The organism is Nocardia sp. PLKS1-43 (assembly GCF_059510335.1).
The window spans coordinates 237,996-255,957 of record NZ_JCAJZQ010000001.1; the positions used below are offsets into that span (position 1 = coordinate 237,996).

Sequence of the window (17,962 nt, forward strand, 5' to 3'; positions counted from 1 at the left end):
ATCATCCTCGCCGCGGCGGTCGCCGGTTCCATCGATCGAAGTACAGCTCATGCAGCACAACCGGATTCGGCATCGCTGTCCGGACAATCAGGAGGTTCACGATGACCATCGACGTTCCCGCGGCACCCTTGCCCGATAAGCCCAACGGCCACCGATTCGAGAACAACGTGGTCCTGATCACCGGTGCGGCCCGTGGTCAGGGCCGGGCCGAGGCGGTCAGATTCGCCGCCGAGGGCGCGGACATCATCGCCATCGATATCTGCGCGGATCTGCCGACCGCGCCCTACCCGGGCGCCACGCCCGAGGATCTCGAGGAGACCGCGCGCTTGGTCGAGAAGCTGGGGCGGCGGATCTACACGAGCCGCACCGACATCACCGATTACGACGCGTTGTCCGCGGCAGTGGATGCCGGCGTCACCGAACTGGGCCGGTTGGACGTGGTGATCGCCAATGCGGGTATGACGACCGCGGCGCCGGCGTGGGAGATCGACCTCGAGCATTGGCACGCGACTATCGCACACAATCTGCACGGTGCGTTCTACACCGCCAAGACCACCATTCCGCGGATGATCGAACAGGGCACGGGCGGCTCGATCGTCTTCATCAGTTCGGTCGCCGGACTCAAGGCGATGCCGCTGATCGCCGACTACGTGGCGGCCAAACACGGTGTCACCGGTCTGGCGAAGGCGCTGGCGATCGAGCTGGCCCGGTACCGGATTCGCGTGAACTCGGTGCATCCGCACGGGGTGAAGACCGACCTCAAGCCTGGCCTGCCCGCCATGATCGAGAACGACTTCGATTACAACGCACTGCTTCTGGGCAGTCTGCCCGATCAGATGAGCGAGGTCGAGGATATTGCCGCGGCCGTGGCGTGGATCGCCTCCAACGAAGCGAGGCACGTCACCGGAATTCAACTGCCCGTGGATCTCGGTCGCACGAACCGCTGACCTCCGGCAGCGCCGCCGCCGATGATGCGGCTGGCGCGCTGGCTGAATTGCTTTGTGCGCTTATGACAACGACGGAGGGTGAGTCCCGATGGACCCGACCGACATCACAATGCTGCTGCTGCGCCTGATCATCGGCGGAACGATGATCGCGCACGGTGCGAACCACTGGCTCGGTGGCGGGAAGATATCCGGCACTGCTCGGTGGTTCGAGGGCTTGGGCCTGCGGAACGGCGTACTGCAGGCTTGGCTCAGCGTATTCACCGAGATCGGCGCTGGTGTATTTCTGTTGCTCGGGGTGTTCACCGCGTTCGCGGGCGCGGCGATCATCTCGGTGATGTCGGTCGCCGGGTTGCTCGCGCATCGGCGCAACGGCTTCTTCGTCTTCAAGGACGGCTACGAATACGTGCTGGTGATGGCCGTAGCGGCGCTGGCGGTGGCCGCGGTCGGTCCGGGTCGGGTGTCGATCGACCACGCCGCGGGGATCGAAGTCACCGGTTGGAACGGCATGGCCGTCGCCGCGGGGTTGGCCGTGATCTCCACGGCCGCACTGCTTCTCATGTTTTGGCGACCTGAACCTGAACGTACATCGAAATAGCTGCCGAAGGCGGTCGGGACCGGACGGGCAGCCGGAGATGAGCAGGTGGCGGGAATGATCCGCCGCCTGCTCATCTCGTTATTCGGCTGATGGAACCGGGTTCAGGATTCTGGTGAGGATCTTGACGACGCGGCCCGTATTTTCCTCAATGAACGCCGGATAGCCGGGGTGGGCGCGGAACGCCTCGAACGCCCGGGTGCGGTGTTCGAGGCTGTCCCAGCGGATCATCCAGACGAGTGTGCTGTTGGTGTCCGGCCCGATCTCGGTTGTCCATGCGCCCACGATGTCGAAGCCGCTCTCGCGCATGATCTTCAGCCCGACCGTCCGATAACTCTGCAAATAGTCGGCGGATGCGGTGAATGCCATCTGGTATTCACGCAATTCGTAATACATTGTGCTGCATCCCTTCCTAGTGCAAGGCCTCGCCGCCGTTGACCAGCAGCGCCTGCCCGGTGACCACGCTCGACAGCTCGTCCGAGGCGAAGAACAACACGGATTTCGCACATTCGGCGGTAGTGGGAATCCGGCGCTGCGGGATCATCTCGAGTACGGCCTGTTCCTCGGTCGCCCACGACCCCTTGCCCTCCCGCTCGAGCCGTTCGAAGCTCGAGCGCACGCTCGGACCGTCCATATAACCGGGGACATGGGCGTTGACCCGGATGCCGTACTCGGCCACCTCCAGCGCGAGGCCCTGGGTCAGCGTGTACAGCGCGCTTTTCGAGCAGGCGTAGGCGAACATGCCGGTAGGCGGGATTCGCTGCGGCTTGAAGATGATGTGCGCCAGCACGTTCACGATCGAACCGCTGCGCTGTGCCTTCATGTGCGGTAGCACCAGCTGGCACAGCCGCGCCGAGCCCCAGAAGTTCACCTCGAACACACCGCGCCAGGCATCCAGGTCGGCCTCGGCGAGCAGTCCGCGCGGGCTGGCGTTGAACGCGTTGTTGACCAGGCAGTCGACTCTGCCGAACTCCGCAACCGTGGTCCGAACGAGTTCCTCGCACTGCGCCGGGTCCGCGATGTCGGTCCGCACGGCCCGCACCTTGCCGCCCGCATCCTCGATCGAGGCCGCACTCTCGGCCAGACCTTCCTGTGACCGCGCCGCGATGACCACTGTGGCCCCCTCTCGCGCGAGTAGCAGGGCGCTTTCGTGCCCCAGTCCACCGACCTGCCCCGCACCCGAGACGATGGCGACCTTGTCCTGCATGAGACCTGGCATCAGTTGTCCTTCCGAATTTTCGAGACTGGGATCAGGGGATGACGACGGTGCGGATACCGTCGTGAATGTCGAACGACCGCAAGATTTTCTGCGCGTCCAGTTCGATCCGGTGCGTGACCAGCCGGCCGACGTCGAGGCGGCCGGTCTCGGCCAGCCGCACCAGATTCGGCAGCTGACGATCGGCGTTCGCATCGCCCGCCAGTGAGCCGGTGAGCTTCTTGCCGCTACTGACAGCCTCCCAGCCGCCGAGCTCGAGCGTGGAAGAGCTGTCGGGAGCGCCGACCGTCACTACCGTCCCGGCGCGCCGCGTCATCCGGTACGCGCTGGTGATCGTGTCCACCCGGCCGACCGCCTCGAATCCGGCGTCCACGCCGCGGCCGCCGGTCAGCTCCTGCACCTGTGCCACCAGTTCCGGCCCCGGCAGCGAGTCCAGGACGTCCGTCGCGCCGAGTTCCAGTGCGAGCGAGCGTTTTCCGGGAACGGGGTCCACGGCGATGATCCGAGTCGCACCGGCGACCGCGGCCGCCTGGACGATCGACATGCCCACCCCGCCGAGGCCCAGGACGGCGATCTGATCACCGGGCCGGACTCCGGCGGTGTTGAAAACCGCTCCGGCGCCGGTGTTCACCGCGCAACCGATGATGGCGAGTTGTTCGAATGGCAGGTCGGTCCGCACCGGCACCACCGAGAGTTCGTGCAGGACGGTCGTTTCCGCGAATGAGCCCAGCCCGCAGAACAATCCGACGGTGCGATCGTCGTCGAGGGCATAGCGGGGCGTGCTCCACACCTTCAACCCCTCGGTGCACAGGTACGGATACTCGCGCACACACCACCAGCACTGTCCGCAGGAGGGCTTGCTCGCTCCGATCACCTTGTCGCCCGGCCGGACGCGCGTGACCTCCGAACCCACTTCAAGTACCGTGCCCGCCAGTTCGTGGCCCAGGACGAGTGGGAGGTCGAAGGGCATGGTTCCGGCGAGCACGCTGTGATCGCTGTGGCAGATGCCGCTGGCTCCGACCTGCACCACGACATCGTGCGGGCCCGGTGGCAGTGCCCGCAGCTCGCCGACGGTGAATTCGCCGACCTTGTCGGCGTATCCGACTCTCATACCTCGAAGCTCCTTGTGCGGCAGGACGATCGGCGTCGAATCTGGTTCGGCGTCGTGCTCCGGTGGTTGCGATATGACCGCCACGGCAGCGCTGTCCCTGAATAGATGATCCTTTATCTGGGGACAATATGCCAATATTGAGAGAAATGGTCCAGAAGCGACCAATCTACGTATACTGATTTCCGTCGAGATATCGACGTGAACGAGAGGACGGCCTCATCTTGACCGGCACACCGACGCAGAGCCAGGCGCGCGACGAGTTCGAGGGCAAGATCGCCTTCATCACCGGCGGCGGGCGGGGACAGGGCCGATGCCATGCGGTCGCCCTCGCAGCCGCGGGCGCGGACATCGCCATCTGCGATATCGAGGAACAGGATCCGGAGATGCCGGTTCCCACCGGAGCGCCGGGCGATCTGGACACCACACGTAAGCAGGTCGAGGCCCTCGGGCGACGCTGCCTGTCCGCCGTCGCCGACGTCCGGGATCGCGTGGCGCTGAACGGTTTCGTGGATCTGATCATGCGGGAGTTCGGGCGGATCGATATCGCCGTCGCCAATGCGGGGATCTACTCCGCTGCACCGATTCACCAGATGCCAGACCACCAGTTCGACGCGGTCGTGCAGACCAATCTGACCGGCGTATACAACACCATTCGCGCCGTGGCCCCGATCATGGTCGAGCAGCGCTCGGGCCGGATCATTGCCACCGCCTCGGGCGCCGGGCGCCTGGGCCTGCCCAATCTGGCGCACTACAACGCGTCGAAGTGGGGCGTGATCGGGCTGGTCAAGGGGTCGGCGATCGACCTCGGCCCGTACAATATCAGCGTCAACGCGGTCTGTCCGGCGACCATCGACACTCCGATCGTGCGCAACGAGTTCACCCGCCGCCTCTACAACCCCGAACTGGAGAATCCGACCGACGCCGACGTCGACCGGAAGATCCTGAGCGGGGGAAAGGTTCCGATGCCGGTGGCGATGCTGCAGCCGGAGGAGATCACCAACGCGGTGCTGTTCCTCGCCTCCGAGCGGGCGAAATACATCTCCGGCAGCACGATCGACGTGGGCGGCGGATACGCGGCCAGCCACACGTAGGCTGTGCGGTCCGAGCCCTGGGCAGCCCCCGGTCATCACCGGGGGCTGCCCAGGTGAGGTCAGCTGATGGCGGATCGTCCCGTCTCGCTGCCGGTGATCAGTGGCAGGTCGAGCACGCTGCGCGGGCCCGGTTCCGCGGCCACCAGGGCGGGGATGAAATTCACCGCGCGGGCCGCGTTGAGCTGGGCGTTGGCCTCGGCCGAGGGCACTCCCGTGGGCCAACTCATGGTGGCGACCACGGGTGGGGAGGCATCGAAGGTGACGGTCCAGGCGGGGGTGGACTCGTCGCGTCGCCAGTCGTCGCCGAGTCCGTAGACGGCGGTCTGCTCGTTCTTGATCGTCAGGAATACATGGTCGCCGCTGTAGGCGTCCCAGGTCCACCGCACACCGCCGACGGTTCCGGCCTCCACGACCAGCCCGCTGCCCGGAAGGGTGACCGTCTCGGGCGCCAGGCGCGTCTCTCGCGAGCGAGTTCGCAACTCGGAGAACGGAATTCCCAGACCGGTGGCGACCATCCGGGCCGACATGCCCATCAGCCACTCCCACCGATCCGACGGAACGTCGTCGGCCGCGCGGCCGATGCCCAGCCGGTCGTGGATCTGGCTCGCCGACGGATAGTGCGAAACGTGGTTGCGCTGATGCGCGGTGATGTGCCGGACGTCGTTGGTGTAGCCGGACAGGAACAGCGGCAGCACGTCGCTGATCAGGCCCGGGATGTTGCCACCGGCGACCAGGCTGGAAGCTCCACGGCGGCAGGCGGATTCGATCAGTTCCTGCTCGGGCTGCCCGGCCATGAAGTGCCCCCCCAACTGGGCGTAGACATTGATCCCGGACTCCAACAGCCGTGCGATCCGGGCAGGGTCATACCCCTGCGCGCTCCAGATCGCCACGTCCGGTCGCAGCGCGAGGATGTCCTCGAACTCGCCGGTCGCGCGCACACCGATCGGCCCGATGCCCACGATCTCCCCGGCGTCCCGGCCCTGTTTGTCCTCGCTGTGCACCAGGACGCCGACCAGTTCGATATGCGGATGGTTCGCCAGTCGGCGGACGATCTCCGAACCTATTCCGCCGGTGAAACATTGGGCTACGCGGATCATACGGTCTCCTGTTCTGCTGCTGTCGTCATCGACGGCTGGGGGTCGGTGTGCGGGGCGGCGATGACATCCCGCCCGTAGGCGCGCACCGCATCGCATGCGGCCGCGAGGTTCCCGCCCGGGACGCGCACGACGAACCAGGTGGCCCCGGCATCGCCCAGTTCGCCGAGATGGTGTCGATGCTCGTCGGTGGAAAGTGTTGCGCGCCGGGCGAAGTCGGTCTGCGGCGAATGGACCTGAACGTCGACCTGGTCTGTGGCGCGGCCGGCCAGATCCAGCAGTTCGCGCAGTTCGGCAACGGCCGCGGCCAGCTCCTTCGGGGAGCTCAGCGCCGCGGTGCGCGCGGTCTCGGCGAGCCGCTCGCCGAGCAACAGCGGAGCCCAGCCCTGTGCGACCCGCGCGACCCGCCGTCGAGCTTTGCGGCTGTTGCCTCCCACCCAGATCGGCGGATGTGGATGCTGCGTCGGACCGGGAACGCTGACCTGGCCACGGGCGGTGAAGTGCCGCCCTCGCTTTTGATAGGACTCGACCCGCCACAGCTCGCCGAGTACCTCGAGCGCCTCGTCCAACAGCGCCCCCCGTTCGTCGAAATCGACTCCGACAGCGCCGAATTCGGAACGCAGGTAACCTCCGCCCACTCCGATCGTGAGCCGCCCGCCGGAGAGCCGATCCACTGTGGCGATGGTCTTGGCTGTCAGCAGGGGGTTGCGGTAGGGCAGCACCAGCATGTAGGTGAGCAGCCGGATCCGCTGTGTCGCGGCGGCGCAGAAGGCGAGGGCGGCAAGCGGATCCAGGCTCGCGTGTCCACCGCCGGTGAACCATTTCGCGGACGGGGCCGGATGTTCGGTGAAGGCGACCGCATCGAAACCCGCCTCCTCGGCCGCGCGGACGAATCGCGTCATGCCCTCGGGTCCGTACAGTTCCGGATCGCAGTCCCGCTGTCCGACCGGATGTTCGACCGTGAATCGCACCCGCACTCCCAGTGTTCGTTAAAAGAGTATCATAATATACCGGTGTCTACCGATGAGGTTGGATTATTGCAGCACGATAGAGCTGCAATGGTGGCATATTCAATATCCTGTATTGATCCATGTTGTGCGTAGGAGTAGCCATGGGAGTGCGCGGTCTCGATCGCGGCGAGCGGTCGGCCCTGATCATCAACGAATGTCAGAACGCGATGATCAACGGGGAGTTCAGCCAGAACGCGGGCCTGGTCGAGGAGATCCGGGTCAGGAACGTCGTCGCACACATCGCTCAGTTGGCCGGCGCCTGTCGCCGCGCCGGAACGCTGGTCGTGCACTCGACCATCGTGCTGCGACCCGACGGCCTCGGGACGGTGGCGTCATGTCTGCTGCTGGGTGCGCTGGCCAAGCGTGGCAGGTGTGTGGAGGGCTATCCGGATGCCGAGATCCATCCGGATCTCCCACTCGACGACCGCGATTATGTCCTGCGCAGAGTGCACGGGCTCTCGCCGTTCCACGGGACCGAACTCGAATCTGTCCTGCGGCAGCGGGAGGTTCGCACCGTGATCGTCGCGGGAGTGTCCACCAACATCGGCGTTCCGGGGACGTGCCTGGAGGCGGTCAACCGAGGCTTCGGCGTGGTCGTGGCCGAGGACTGCATCGCGGGCAGCTCACGCGAGATCCACGATTTCCAAGTGGCGCATACCCTTCCGCTGCTGGCTACCGTCGCCACGGCCGGCGATATCGCCGCGACATTGCGGATGAGCGAGCCCGAATCGGCGGCTGCCGCGGGTTGACACCGCCGCTCGCCCGGATCCATGATCGGTACGTTCAGTTCAGTTGATCTTCTGCCGCACGGTCCAGCGAAAACTCTGGCCCATTCCGGCTGAACTTTCCGGCTTCGGCCGATTCTTTCGGGGCATCATCCGTGGGGCAGTCACGAAGACCCATGGAGTCTGTATGCGTCTGCACGACAAGGTCGCCGTCATCACCGGCGCGGGTTCGGGTATCGGTAAGGCGATCGCGCACCGGTTCGCCGCGGAGGGGGCGCGTGTGGTCGGCGCCAGCATCAGTGGCAGTGCCGAACGTGTTGCCGCCGACATCGGCGGCGATGCAATAGGAATCAAGGCGGACGTGAGCGACGAGGACGACGTGCGGCGACTGATCGCCACGGCGGAGGATGCCTTCGGCCGCATCGACATCCTGGTGAACAACGCCGGGTTCGGCGGTGGTCTCATGCCATTGCACGAGCAGACCACGCAGAACTGGGACCACGTACACGATGTGAACCTCAAGGGTGTGTTCTTCTGCATGAAGTACGGCGTGCTGTCGATGCGCGGAACCGGCGGCGGTTCCATCGTGAACATCTCTTCGGCGACGGCGCTCGTCGGCTTCAAACACCACTCCGTTTACGGCGCGGCGAAAGCCGGCGTGAACCAACTGACCCGAGCCGCCGCCCTCGACTACGCCGACGATCGGATCCGGGTGAACGCGGTATGCCCCGGCACGATCTGGACCGGTCTGGTCCCGATGGCGCAGGAGTCGCCGGAACCGCCGCCCGGAGTCGCCCGGGTGCCCGGAATTCCGATCGACCGCTGGGGTCTGTCGCATGAGATCGCTTCGGCGGCACTGTTTCTGGCCAGTGACGAAGCCGCCTACATCACGGGCGCGGAGCTGCCGGTCGACGGCGGCTACTCGATCGGCTTCCCAGGGATGGGCGCCGAACATCCGGGCCACGCGACCGACTGAGTCCGTTCCGTCGAATGAGGCGCGGTAGGACCTACGAACAGCCCCGGCAGGCGATGTCGAAAAAAGTATATTGATTGATACCCGGGACCCGCTCGGAGGTGTAGGGTGATCGTAATTAGTCTGACCGATCGGTACAACTTACCGAGACGTTGCTGACGCCAGACGTCGCCGTCCGAATGTGGCGGTGGGCCCGCGATAGGAGTCCTTCACGATGACCGATAACGAACCCCAGGCTACCGGCACCGCCGACACGTATGCCGTCGGGCTCGAGACCATGGCGTCGATCCTGAAGGACGCCTTCGGCAGCACCGTCACCGCGGACGCCCTGCGAGACAGCCTGTTCGCCGACGAGATCGTCGAGATGGGAGTGCCCAACGTCTGGGGCGCGCTGTGGGCTCGTGAGGGGTTGAGCCGGCGCGACCGCAGCCTGGTGACCCTCGGCATCCTGATCGCGCTCGGCGCGGAGGACGAACTCGGCAGCCATGTGCGGATCGGATTGGGCAATGGGCTCACCGAGGACGAGATCGCCGAGGTCATCTATCACGCCAGCGGCTACGCGGGCTTCCCGCGCGCGATGGCCGCCCGGAAGGCGGCCCGTGGTGCGCTGGGGCAGAGCACCAAGCTCGGCTGATTTGAGTGGACTGTATTTATCGAAAGGGAGTCCCAGTGACACTTGAAGGCAGGAATGCGGTCGTGACCGGAGGCGGTCGCGGGATCGGTCGCGCGATCGCGACGGTGCTCGCGGCCCGGGGTGCGGCGGTCGCGGTGTGGGATCTGACCGAGGCCGCCGCCGAGGAGACCGTCGCGCAGATCCGGGAGGCGGGTGGCAAGGCCATCGCCGTCGTCGGTGACGCGGCCGACGGACCGACCATCAAGAGGTCGGCGGCGCAGACCCGCGCGGAACTCGGGCCGGTGACGATTCTGGTGAACAATGCCGGAATCACCAAGTATTCGGCATTCCTGGAACTCACCGAGGAGAACTGGGACCGGATCATCCAGGTGAATCTCAAGGGCCCATTCCTGGTCACCCAGGAACTGCTTCCCGACATGCTCGAGGCGAGCTGGGGACGCGTCATCAACATCTCCTCGTCCTCGGCGCAGACCGGTGGAGAGTCGATTACGCATTACGCCGCGTCCAAGGGCGGCGTCATCGGGTTCACCAAGGCGCTCGCGCTCGAATTCATCGATAAGGGCATCACCGTCAACAACGTCCCGCCCGGGACCGTGGACACCCCGCTGATGCGCGAGGGATTCGATCCGGAGAAGGTCGCCCCCGCGATGCCGATGAAGCGCGTCGGCCAGCCCGAGGACATCGCCTACGCGGTCGCCTATCTCGCCTCCGAGGAAGCGGGTTATGTGACGGGCCAGACGCTGAGCGTCAACGGCGGCCGCTACTTCTTCTGAGAAATTTGCAGGACATATCTCTGGGACCATCCGTGTTCCGGAAAAGAACCGAGGTGACAACATGACCGAAATCGTGACTGACTCCGGACAGTCCGATCAGCTACCGGAATTCCCGGCGCCGAGAGCCGGTAATCCGTTCGAGCCGCCGCCGGGCCTGCTCGTGCTGCACGACCCGGAAAAGCCCATCCAGCGGGTGAAGATCTGGGATGGCACCACGCCGTGGCTGGTCACCAGCCATGCCGCGCAGCGCACGCTGCTCATGGACCCGCGGCTGAGCGCCGGTATCGGCAAGCCCGGATATCCGCACACCACCGAGGCGATGAAGGCCCACGCGGCCGAAATGAAGCCGTCGATCAACAACACCGACGGCGTCGAGCACAATCGCTGGCGCCGGATGCTGACCAACTCGTTCACCCGCAAGCGCATGGAGAAGCAGCGCGAGGCGATCCAGAAGATCACCGACGAGTTGATCGACAAGATGCTGGCCGGTCCGAATCCGACCGAACTCAACGAGGCGCTGTCGCTGCCGCTGCCGTCGCTGATGATCTGCGAACTGCTCGGAGTCCCGTACGAGGACCACGACTTCTTCCAGGAGCACGCGGGAGTCGTCAACGCGGTCAACAAGACTCCCGAGGAGTCGGCCGCCACCAACGCGACGCTGCAGAAGTACATCCGCGGCCTCATCGAGGCCAAGATGGACAACCCGGACGAGGACGTCCTGTCAGATCTGGGCGCGAAGGTCGAAGAGGGCGTGCTGACCCTGGACGAGGCCGCGCCGCTCGGGCATATTCTGCTCGTCGCCGGTCACGACACCAGCGCCAATATGATCACTCTCGGCACCGCGCTGCTGTTGCAGCATCCCGAACAGCTCGAGCAGGTGCGCGAGAATTCGGACGATCCGAAATTCATGGTGAACGCGGTCGAGGAATTGCTGCGATATCTCACCATTCCGCATCTGCTGGCCCGGCGCGCGGTGGCCGAGGACTTCGAATTCGGCGGCGAGACCATTAAAGCGGGCGAGGGCATCATCGCCTCTCTGCCCGCGGCGAACTGGGATGCCGACGCCTTCCCGGAGCCGGGAGTGCTCAACCTGACCCGCACCGCCTCGCACCATCACGCATTCGGATGGGGTCCGCACCAGTGCGTCGGTCAGCAGTTGGCCCGGATCGAATTGCACGTCGTATTCAGCACGCTGTTCCGGCGTATTCCGACGCTGCGGCTGGCGACGAGCGTGGAAGAACTGCGGTTCAAGGAGGACTCGCAGGCCTACGGCATCTACGAGCTTCCGGTCGCCTGGTAGCGACCAGCAGGTTAAGAAGAAAATTGGAGATTTCCATGTCCGATCACGGAGTCCAGGTGACTCGGCTGTACCACCCCAGCCTCCACGTGTCCGACCTGAACGCAGCCGAGGCCTGGTTCGAGCGGGTGTTCGGCCGCAAGAGCCGCCCCATGGCCGAGATGTACAAAGGTATGCCGCCGAGTCCCGGCTATCCGAGGGACTACTGCACGTTCACCCCGATCAACGACGTCCTGTTCGATACGATCGACCCGAAACTCTATGTGCTGGACGGCATTCAGCGGTACGCCACCGTCGAGACGCCGCGCCTGAAGGGTATGGGCTGGTACCTGAAGGACGCCGTGGAGACCTACCGCATCCTGCGGGGTCTCGACATCGCGATGGTCGGCCAGCAGGACCAGATCGCCGACGGCGAGAACCCGCCCTCGGCGCCCGGCTCGCCGATGCCGATCTACTTCACCACGCCCGAATCCGCCGGGCTGCGTTACGAATTCCTGCCGCAGATCCCGTTCCCGCTCGACCACCGGCTGGCCGAGGGCTGGGAACTGCCGCCGGTGTCCGATGACGACCCGCTGGGTATCGAGCTGTGCTCGCACCACACGGTGCTCACCGATCAGCCCGCGCGCGGCCTGAAGGTGGTCGTCGACGGACTGGGCGGCACCGTGATCCACGAGGGCCGCAACGAGGTTCTCGGCGCGAGCAGCACCTACGTGCACCTGGGTGACGCGGTCTACGAATACGCCGTCCCCGATGCGGGCACCGCCGTGCACGCCGACTGGAGTGCCGCCGCGCCCAACGACACCTATCACTCGATCACCTGGAAGGTGGTCGACCTGGACCGGGTCGCCGCCCAGCTGAAGGCGCAGGGTATCGGCATCCGCACCCAGACCGACACGGCGATCGTCGCCGAGCCGGAGAACGCTCTCGGTATTCCGTGGGGCTTCACCACCCAGCTGACCCCCGGAGACCCCCGATGACGAACTCTGCTGTGAACACCGATGTCGACGTGCTCGTGGTCGGTGCCGGTGTGGCCGGTATCGAGCAGCTCTACCGCTCGGTGCAGGCCGGATTCTCCACCAGGTTGCTGGAGGCCGGTGACGGCGTCGGCGGTGTCTGGTACTGGAACCGGTACCCGGGCGCCCGGCTCGACTCGGAGAGCTACACCTACGGTTACCTGTTCTCGAAGGAACTGTACGAGGAATGGGAGTGGCAGGAGCGGTTCGCGGGGCAGCCCGAGAACGAGCGCTACTTCAACTACGTGGTCGACAAGTTCGACCTGCGCAAGCACATCACTTTCGGCGCCCGGGTCAACTCCGCGGTGTTCGACGAGTCCTCCGCGACCTGGCTGGTGCGCGCCGGCGACGGGACCGAGCTGCGCACCCGGTTCCTGATCGCGACCACCGGTGTGCTGTCGATTCCGATCTTCCCGAAGGTGCCCGGCCGCGAGGACTTCAAGGGCGTGCAGCACCACACGGGTCTGTGGCCGGACGAGCCGGTCGACTTCCGCGGCAAGCGCGTCGCGGTGGTCGGCACCGGATCCAGTGGCGTGCAGGTGGTTCCGGCAATCCTCGACGAGGTGGCATCGCTGACGGTCTATCAGCGTTCGGCCAACTGGTGCACCCCGCTGGGCAACGAGCCCATCACCGCGGAGCAGCAGGTCGAGCTGAGGGCCGACTTCGAGAAGTTGCGCGAGACCCTCGACACGTCGCTCAGTGGATTCCTGCACCCGCTCGGTGACACGAACACCTTCGACGTTCCCGAAGAGGAGCGCCGGGCCTTCTACGAGAAGATGTGGGTCAGCCCGGGTTTCTCGAAGCTGATCAGCCACTACAAGGACATGCTGAGCGATAAGGCGGCGAACGACGACTGGTGCGCGTTCATGGCCGACAAGATCCGCAGCATCGTCAAGGATCCGGAGACGGCCGAGAAGCTGATTCCGAAGGATCACGGCTGGGGTGGTAAGCGTCCTCCCTATGTGACCCGCTACTTCGAGGCGTTCAACTCCCCGAAGGTATCCCTGGTCGATGTGAAGGCGAATCCCATGACCCGGGTGACCGAGTCGGGGATCGAGACGACCGACGGGCTGCGGGAATTCGACATCATCGTCTGGGCGTCCGGATTCGACTTCGGCACAGGCGCTTTGAACCGGATGGGCATCCGCGGTCGGGACGGCCTCGCGCTCGAGGAGTACTGGGCCGACGGCCCGCACACCTTCGGCGGTCTGATGGCGCACGGATTCCCGAACTTCTTCTTCCCGGCCGGCCCGCACGGCGCGGCGGGGAACAATCCGCGATACGGCGGGGATCAGGTTCAATTCGTCGCGCAGCTGATCGAATACGCCCGGGAACACGGTCACACCCTGATCGAGGTGCCCGAGGACGTGGAAGACAAGTGGAATCGGATGGTCGCGGAATTGTCCGCCTATTCCTCTTTCGGCGATCACAGCTATTTCTACGGCGCGAATGTCGAGGGCAAGCCGAAGGCTTTCCTGCTGAACCCGGGTGGACGCCCGATACTGTGGGAAATGCTCGGTGGGGTCCGGGAATCCAACTATCAGGGCTTCCTGGGATAAGGGAATGAGCATGGAGAAGTACAGGTTCGACGACCGGGTCGCCGTCGTGACCGGCGCCGGGCGCGGCATCGGGCGGGCGTACGCCCAGCTGCTCGGTTCGCTCGGCGCGAAGGTCGTGGTGAACGACTTCGGCGGCGCGATGGACGGCTCGGGCGCGGACGCCGGTCCCGCTCAGCAGGTCGCCGACGCGATCAACGAGGCCGGTGGCACGGCGGTCGCCGACACCAGCGACATCTCGACCGTCGAGGGCGGAGCGTCCCCGGTGAACACCGCGCTGGAGAAGTTCGGCCGGATCGATGTCGTGGTCAACAACGCGGGCAACGTCCGGTTCGCCGGTTTGCCCGATATCGAGGTGGACATCATGGAGAGCCTGCTCTCGGTGCATGTCAAGGGTGCGTTCAACTCGATTCGCGCGGCGTGGCCGCATATGCTCGAGCAGAATTACGGCCGCATCGTGATCACCAGCTCGATCGGTATGTTCGGGCTGCCGGACAATCTCGCGTATGCGACGGCGAAGGCGGCCGTGCTGGGTATGGCCAAGAGCATGACGCAGTCGGTCGGTGACAAGGACATCAAGGTCAATGTCATTCTGCCGAATGCGATGACGCGGATGGCCGGGGGAGAGTCCGAGGGTATGGACTCGCTCCGGAACGAAGGCCGCCGTACCGGGGACATGATGGACCCGGCGCTGGTGGCGCCGATGGTCGGCTACCTCGCACACGAGGTGTGCGATGTCAGTGGTGAGGCGTATCTGGCGGGCGGCGGGCGGTTCGCCAATCTGTTCGTCGGCGTCACCGAGGGCTATCTGCCGTCGGATCCGTTCGCGACCGACGTGGACGACGTCGTGGCCAATCTGGACCGCATCAAGGATCGTTCCGGCTACTACGTTCCCACCAGTCTGCTGGACTGCGTGGGGCATTACATGGCACATCTCGCAGGAGGCACACAGTGAGTGACGAAAAGGTCTGGCCCCAGCACGAACTCGGCAAGGAACTGAACAACTGGGGTCGGTGGGGTGACGACGATCAGATCGGCACGCTGAACTTCGTCACGCCCGAGAAGCGGGTGCAGGCCGCGCAGCTCGTGCGGACCGGTAAGGCCATCGATCTCGGTATGGCCTTCGACAGCGAAGGGCCGTTCAAGTCGGGCGGCTTCCGCAACAACCCGATCCACGTCATGACGCTGCTGCCCTCGGACACCGAGCAGTCGCCGGACGGCATGATCTCGGCCGACGACATGATCATCACCGGCCTGCAGTCGGCCACCCAGTGGGACGGCCTGGCGCACGTGGGTTACGGCGGCAAGTTCTACAACAACGTCCCGGCCGCCGCGGTGAACAGCTTCACCGGCGCTGCCCGCAATGATTTCCCCCAGGTGGTCGACCGGCTGATCTCGCGCGGCGTGCTGCTGGACATCCCCGCGGTCAAGGGTGTGGACCGCCTGCCCGACTCGTACGGGATCACCGAGGCGGACATCCTCGCCGCGGAGGAGCGCCAGGGCGTGCGCGTCGAGTCCGGCGACATCGTCTGCCTGCGCACCGGTTCCTACAAGTGGTTCCTCGAGGGCGACCGCGAGCGTTTCCTCGGCAACGCGGCCGGCCCCAGCATGGACATGTGCCGGTGGCTGTACGAGCGTGAGGTCGCCGCGCTGGCGGTCGACAACTCCACGGGTGAGTCGTGGCCGTCGCCCGTCGAGGGCGCGGTCATCCCGTTCCACCAGGTCGTCATCCGCGATATGGGCCTGACCCTCGGCGAGATGTTCAATTTCGAGGATCTGCTCGCGGACTGCGAGCAGGACGGCGTGTGGGAGTTCATGCTCTGCGCCACCGGCCTGAAGGTGACCGGTGCGGTCGGCTCGCCGCTTACGCCGATAGCACTGAAATGATCTGCGGGACAGCGTAATTCGCTCCGGCTGAGCGGATTGCGCTGTCCGTGGTCCGCACAGCCGGTTCGCAGCTGCCTCCAATGCCTCGAACAGGTCTATGAACGAGCATGGTTGATGGTCGGTCGCAGCTCGGCCGTCCATTCCCTTCCGGCGCGGACTCCATAGCGCCGCCGCATGCTCGAGGAGACGCTTATCGTGATTGCCGTGGTTCGTGAGCTGGGGCGTCGGGGGCGACTTTCCGCATCCGACGAGGTTCCACGAGATCAGGTGGAGGCGGTGTCGGGCCCGCGGAGGTATCGGGAATACGTTGCGGTGGCCGTGCTGCTGGCGGTGACCGCGGTGCTGTATCTGTGGTCGCTCGGATCGCAGGGCTGGGCCAACGACTTCTACGCCGCCGCCGTGCAAGCGGGTACGCGCAGCGGAAAGGCTTGGCTTTTCGGATCATTGGATGCGGGCAACTCGATCACCGTCGACAAACCGCCCGCATTTCTGTGGGTAATGGTGCTCTCGGCGCGTGTGTTCGGTCTGAATTCCTGGTCGATGCTCGTGCCGCAGGCGTTGACGGGGGTGGGTAGCGTCGCGTTGCTGTATGCGACGGTGCGCCGGCACACCGGCCATTTCGCGGGGCTGTTGGCCGGAGTGCTGCTGGCCGTCTCACCGGTGGCCGCGGTGATCTTCCGCTACAACCATCCTGACGCACTGATGGTGTTGCTGTTGGTCGCGGCCGCGTACTGCACGCTGCGGGCGGTCGAATCCGGCTCGACACGCTGGGTTCTATTGGGCGGGACCGCGATCGGCATCGCCTTCCTGACCAAACTGCTCCAGGCGTTCCTGGTGCTGCCCGCGTTCGGCCTGGTGGTGCTGATCGCCGCGCCGGGGTCGTGGTGGAGACGCGTGGGGCAGGTGCTGGCGGCGGCTGTCGCGGTGGTGGTCTCCGGTGGCTGGTACGTACTGCTGGTGAGCATGTGGCCTGCTTCGGCGCGGCCCTATATCGGTGGTTCCTCGACCAACAGCCTGTTGGAGCTGGCCTTCGGCTACAACGGCATCAGCCGGGTGGTCGACGGCGCAGGCGGAACAGGCGGCGGCACACCGGGAATCACCCGGCTGTTCGGAGCGGATCTCGGAACGCAGGGCTCTTGGTTGCTTCCGGCCGCACTGGTCGGCCTGGTGGCAGGTGTGGTGCTGACCGCGCGCAGGCCGCGCACGGATCTCGTGCGAGCCGGGTTATTGCTGTGGGGTGGCTGGCTGATCGTCACCGGCGCGGTGTTCAGTGTGATGAACGGGATGATCCATCCGTACTACACGGTCGAATTGGCTCCGGCCGCTGCCGCGCTCATCGCGGTGTCGGTCATGCAGCTGTGGCGGCGTCATGCCGAATGGCGAATGCGGGGTGTGCTGGCGGCGCTGCTCGGGATCACCGGCATCTGGGCCTTCGCACTATTGGACCGGACGCCGGACTGGGTGCCGGTATTGCGCTGGCTGATTCTGGTTGGTTCGCTCACTGCCGCAGTGCTTCTCGTGGTCGGTGGAAGGCGGGTCGTGCCGATCGCGGCCTGCGCCGGGCTGGTATTCGGCGTGGCCGGGCCGGCCGCCTACACGCTCGACACGGTCGTCACCCCGCACGGGCAGATGGCCGGTCCGGACATGCACGGCGGCGGTCCCGACTCCGCGGCGCTGACGAACAACACAGCCCTGCTGACACTGCTGCAGAGTACTCGGACGCGTTGGGCGGCAGCGGCTGTCGGATCGATGACGGCTGGTCCACTCGAATTGGCCGGCAACGTCTCGGTCATGCCGATCGGCGGATTCATCGGTGAGGATCCCGCTCCGACGCTCGCGCAGTTTCAGCAGTACGTGGCCGCCCACGAGGTGCGTTATTTCATCGCACCGACCAGTGGTGATCGGCACGGGCCGTCGGCCGGGAGTCCGGCGGCGGCGATCGCGGCCTGGGTCAGCCGACAATTCAGCCCGGTAATCGTGGGCGGTGCGACCGTCTACGACCTGGCCGGGTAGTGCCGTCCGGCAGTTTCATCGGCACCGATG

General features: G+C 65.6%; 18 protein-coding genes. 13 read left to right on the top strand and 5 right to left on the bottom strand.

Going from position 1 to position 17,962, the window contains the following annotated elements; all coding sequences use genetic code 11:
• The first annotated feature begins 101 nt into the window (after positions 1 to 101).
• Positions 102 to 947: a mycofactocin-coupled SDR family oxidoreductase gene (locus AC5WS7_RS01095; RefSeq protein ID WP_495952428.1), complete on the top strand. Its 846-nt coding sequence runs from the start codon at positions 102 to 104 to the stop codon at positions 945 to 947.
• 88 nt (positions 948 to 1,035) lie between these two features.
• Positions 1,036 to 1,542 carry a DoxX family protein gene (locus AC5WS7_RS01100; protein ID WP_495952429.1) on the top strand — a complete coding sequence of 169 codons (507 nt, stop codon included), beginning with the start codon at positions 1,036 to 1,038 and terminating at the stop codon, positions 1,540 to 1,542.
• Positions 1,543 to 1,620: 78 nt separating this feature from the next.
• Here the strand turns inward: AC5WS7_RS01100 and AC5WS7_RS01105 are convergent, their stop codons facing one another.
• From AC5WS7_RS01105 to AC5WS7_RS01115, 3 genes are read right to left on the bottom strand one after another with little or no spacing between them, the layout of a single operon-like run.
• Positions 1,621 to 1,935, bottom strand: a complete 315-nt coding sequence (locus AC5WS7_RS01105) for an NIPSNAP family protein (protein ID WP_495952430.1) — start codon at positions 1,933 to 1,935, stop codon at positions 1,621 to 1,623.
• Between the two features lie 16 nt (positions 1,936 to 1,951).
• The gene (locus tag AC5WS7_RS01110; protein ID WP_495952431.1) at positions 1,952 to 2,758 is read right to left on the bottom strand and encodes an SDR family NAD(P)-dependent oxidoreductase; all 807 of its coding nucleotides are present in this window, start codon (positions 2,756 to 2,758) and stop codon (positions 1,952 to 1,954) included.
• Between the two features lie 31 nt (positions 2,759 to 2,789).
• Positions 2,790 to 3,866 carry a zinc-binding dehydrogenase gene (locus AC5WS7_RS01115; RefSeq protein WP_495952432.1) on the bottom strand — a complete coding sequence of 359 codons (1,077 nt, stop codon included), beginning with the start codon at positions 3,864 to 3,866 and terminating at the stop codon, positions 2,790 to 2,792.
• 221 nt (positions 3,867 to 4,087) lie between these two features.
• On the opposite strand from AC5WS7_RS01115, the gene AC5WS7_RS01120 reads away from it, so the two are divergent.
• Positions 4,088 to 4,957 (top strand): mycofactocin-coupled SDR family oxidoreductase, encoded by an 870-nt coding sequence (locus AC5WS7_RS01120; protein ID WP_495952433.1) that lies wholly within the window; start codon positions 4,088 to 4,090, stop codon positions 4,955 to 4,957.
• Positions 4,958 to 5,016: 59 nt separating this feature from the next.
• On the opposite strand, the gene AC5WS7_RS01125 is transcribed toward AC5WS7_RS01120, so the two are convergent.
• Together AC5WS7_RS01125 and AC5WS7_RS01130 are read right to left on the bottom strand one after the other, a co-directional pair.
• Entirely contained in the window at positions 5,017 to 6,054 is a 1,038-nt protein-coding gene (locus AC5WS7_RS01125) for a dihydrodipicolinate reductase (protein ID WP_495952434.1), read from the bottom strand.
• A complete protein-coding gene (locus tag AC5WS7_RS01130) occupies positions 6,051 to 7,022 on the bottom strand; it encodes a TIGR03619 family F420-dependent LLM class oxidoreductase (protein ID WP_495952435.1) in 972 nt (323 codons plus the stop codon). Before AC5WS7_RS01130 ends, AC5WS7_RS01125 begins: the two co-directional genes overlap by 4 nt.
• A gap of 140 nt (positions 7,023 to 7,162) precedes the next feature.
• Between AC5WS7_RS01130 and AC5WS7_RS01135 the strand changes: the two genes are divergently transcribed.
• From AC5WS7_RS01135 to AC5WS7_RS01180, 10 genes are all read left to right on the top strand, one after another.
• Positions 7,163 to 7,810, top strand: coding sequence for a cysteine hydrolase family protein (locus tag AC5WS7_RS01135; protein ID WP_495952436.1), 648 nt, complete (start codon positions 7,163 to 7,165; stop codon positions 7,808 to 7,810).
• A gap of 163 nt (positions 7,811 to 7,973) precedes the next feature.
• Entirely contained in the window at positions 7,974 to 8,762 is a 789-nt protein-coding gene (locus AC5WS7_RS01140) for an SDR family NAD(P)-dependent oxidoreductase (RefSeq protein WP_495952437.1), read from the top strand.
• 274 nt (positions 8,763 to 9,036) lie between these two features.
• The gene (locus AC5WS7_RS01145; protein WP_495953700.1) at positions 9,037 to 9,393 is read left to right on the top strand and encodes a carboxymuconolactone decarboxylase family protein; all 357 of its coding nucleotides are present in this window, start codon (positions 9,037 to 9,039) and stop codon (positions 9,391 to 9,393) included.
• A 35-nt stretch (positions 9,394 to 9,428) separates the two neighbouring features.
• Positions 9,429 to 10,166 (top strand): SDR family NAD(P)-dependent oxidoreductase, encoded by a 738-nt coding sequence (locus tag AC5WS7_RS01150; protein WP_495952438.1) that lies wholly within the window; start codon positions 9,429 to 9,431, stop codon positions 10,164 to 10,166.
• A gap of 61 nt (positions 10,167 to 10,227) precedes the next feature.
• Positions 10,228 to 11,466, top strand: coding sequence for a cytochrome P450 (locus AC5WS7_RS01155; protein ID WP_495952439.1), 1,239 nt, complete (start codon positions 10,228 to 10,230; stop codon positions 11,464 to 11,466).
• Positions 11,467 to 11,501: 35 nt separating this feature from the next.
• Positions 11,502 to 12,440, top strand: coding sequence for a hypothetical protein (locus AC5WS7_RS01160; protein WP_495952440.1), 939 nt, complete (start codon positions 11,502 to 11,504; stop codon positions 12,438 to 12,440).
• The gene (locus AC5WS7_RS01165) at positions 12,437 to 14,035 is read left to right on the top strand and encodes a flavin-containing monooxygenase (protein WP_495952441.1); all 1,599 of its coding nucleotides are present in this window, start codon (positions 12,437 to 12,439) and stop codon (positions 14,033 to 14,035) included. Before AC5WS7_RS01160 ends, AC5WS7_RS01165 begins: the two co-directional genes overlap by 4 nt.
• Positions 14,036 to 14,045: 10 nt before the next feature.
• Positions 14,046 to 14,987, top strand: a complete 942-nt coding sequence (locus AC5WS7_RS01170; protein ID WP_495952442.1) for an SDR family NAD(P)-dependent oxidoreductase — start codon at positions 14,046 to 14,048, stop codon at positions 14,985 to 14,987.
• Positions 14,984 to 15,919, top strand: coding sequence for a cyclase family protein (locus AC5WS7_RS01175; protein ID WP_495952443.1), 936 nt, complete (start codon positions 14,984 to 14,986; stop codon positions 15,917 to 15,919). Before AC5WS7_RS01170 ends, AC5WS7_RS01175 begins: the two co-directional genes overlap by 4 nt.
• A 174-nt stretch (positions 15,920 to 16,093) precedes the next feature.
• Complete coding sequence (locus tag AC5WS7_RS01180) at positions 16,094 to 17,932, top strand: ArnT family glycosyltransferase (protein WP_495952444.1); 1,839 nt, start codon at positions 16,094 to 16,096, stop codon at positions 17,930 to 17,932.
• Positions 17,933 to 17,962 lie beyond the last annotated feature (30 nt).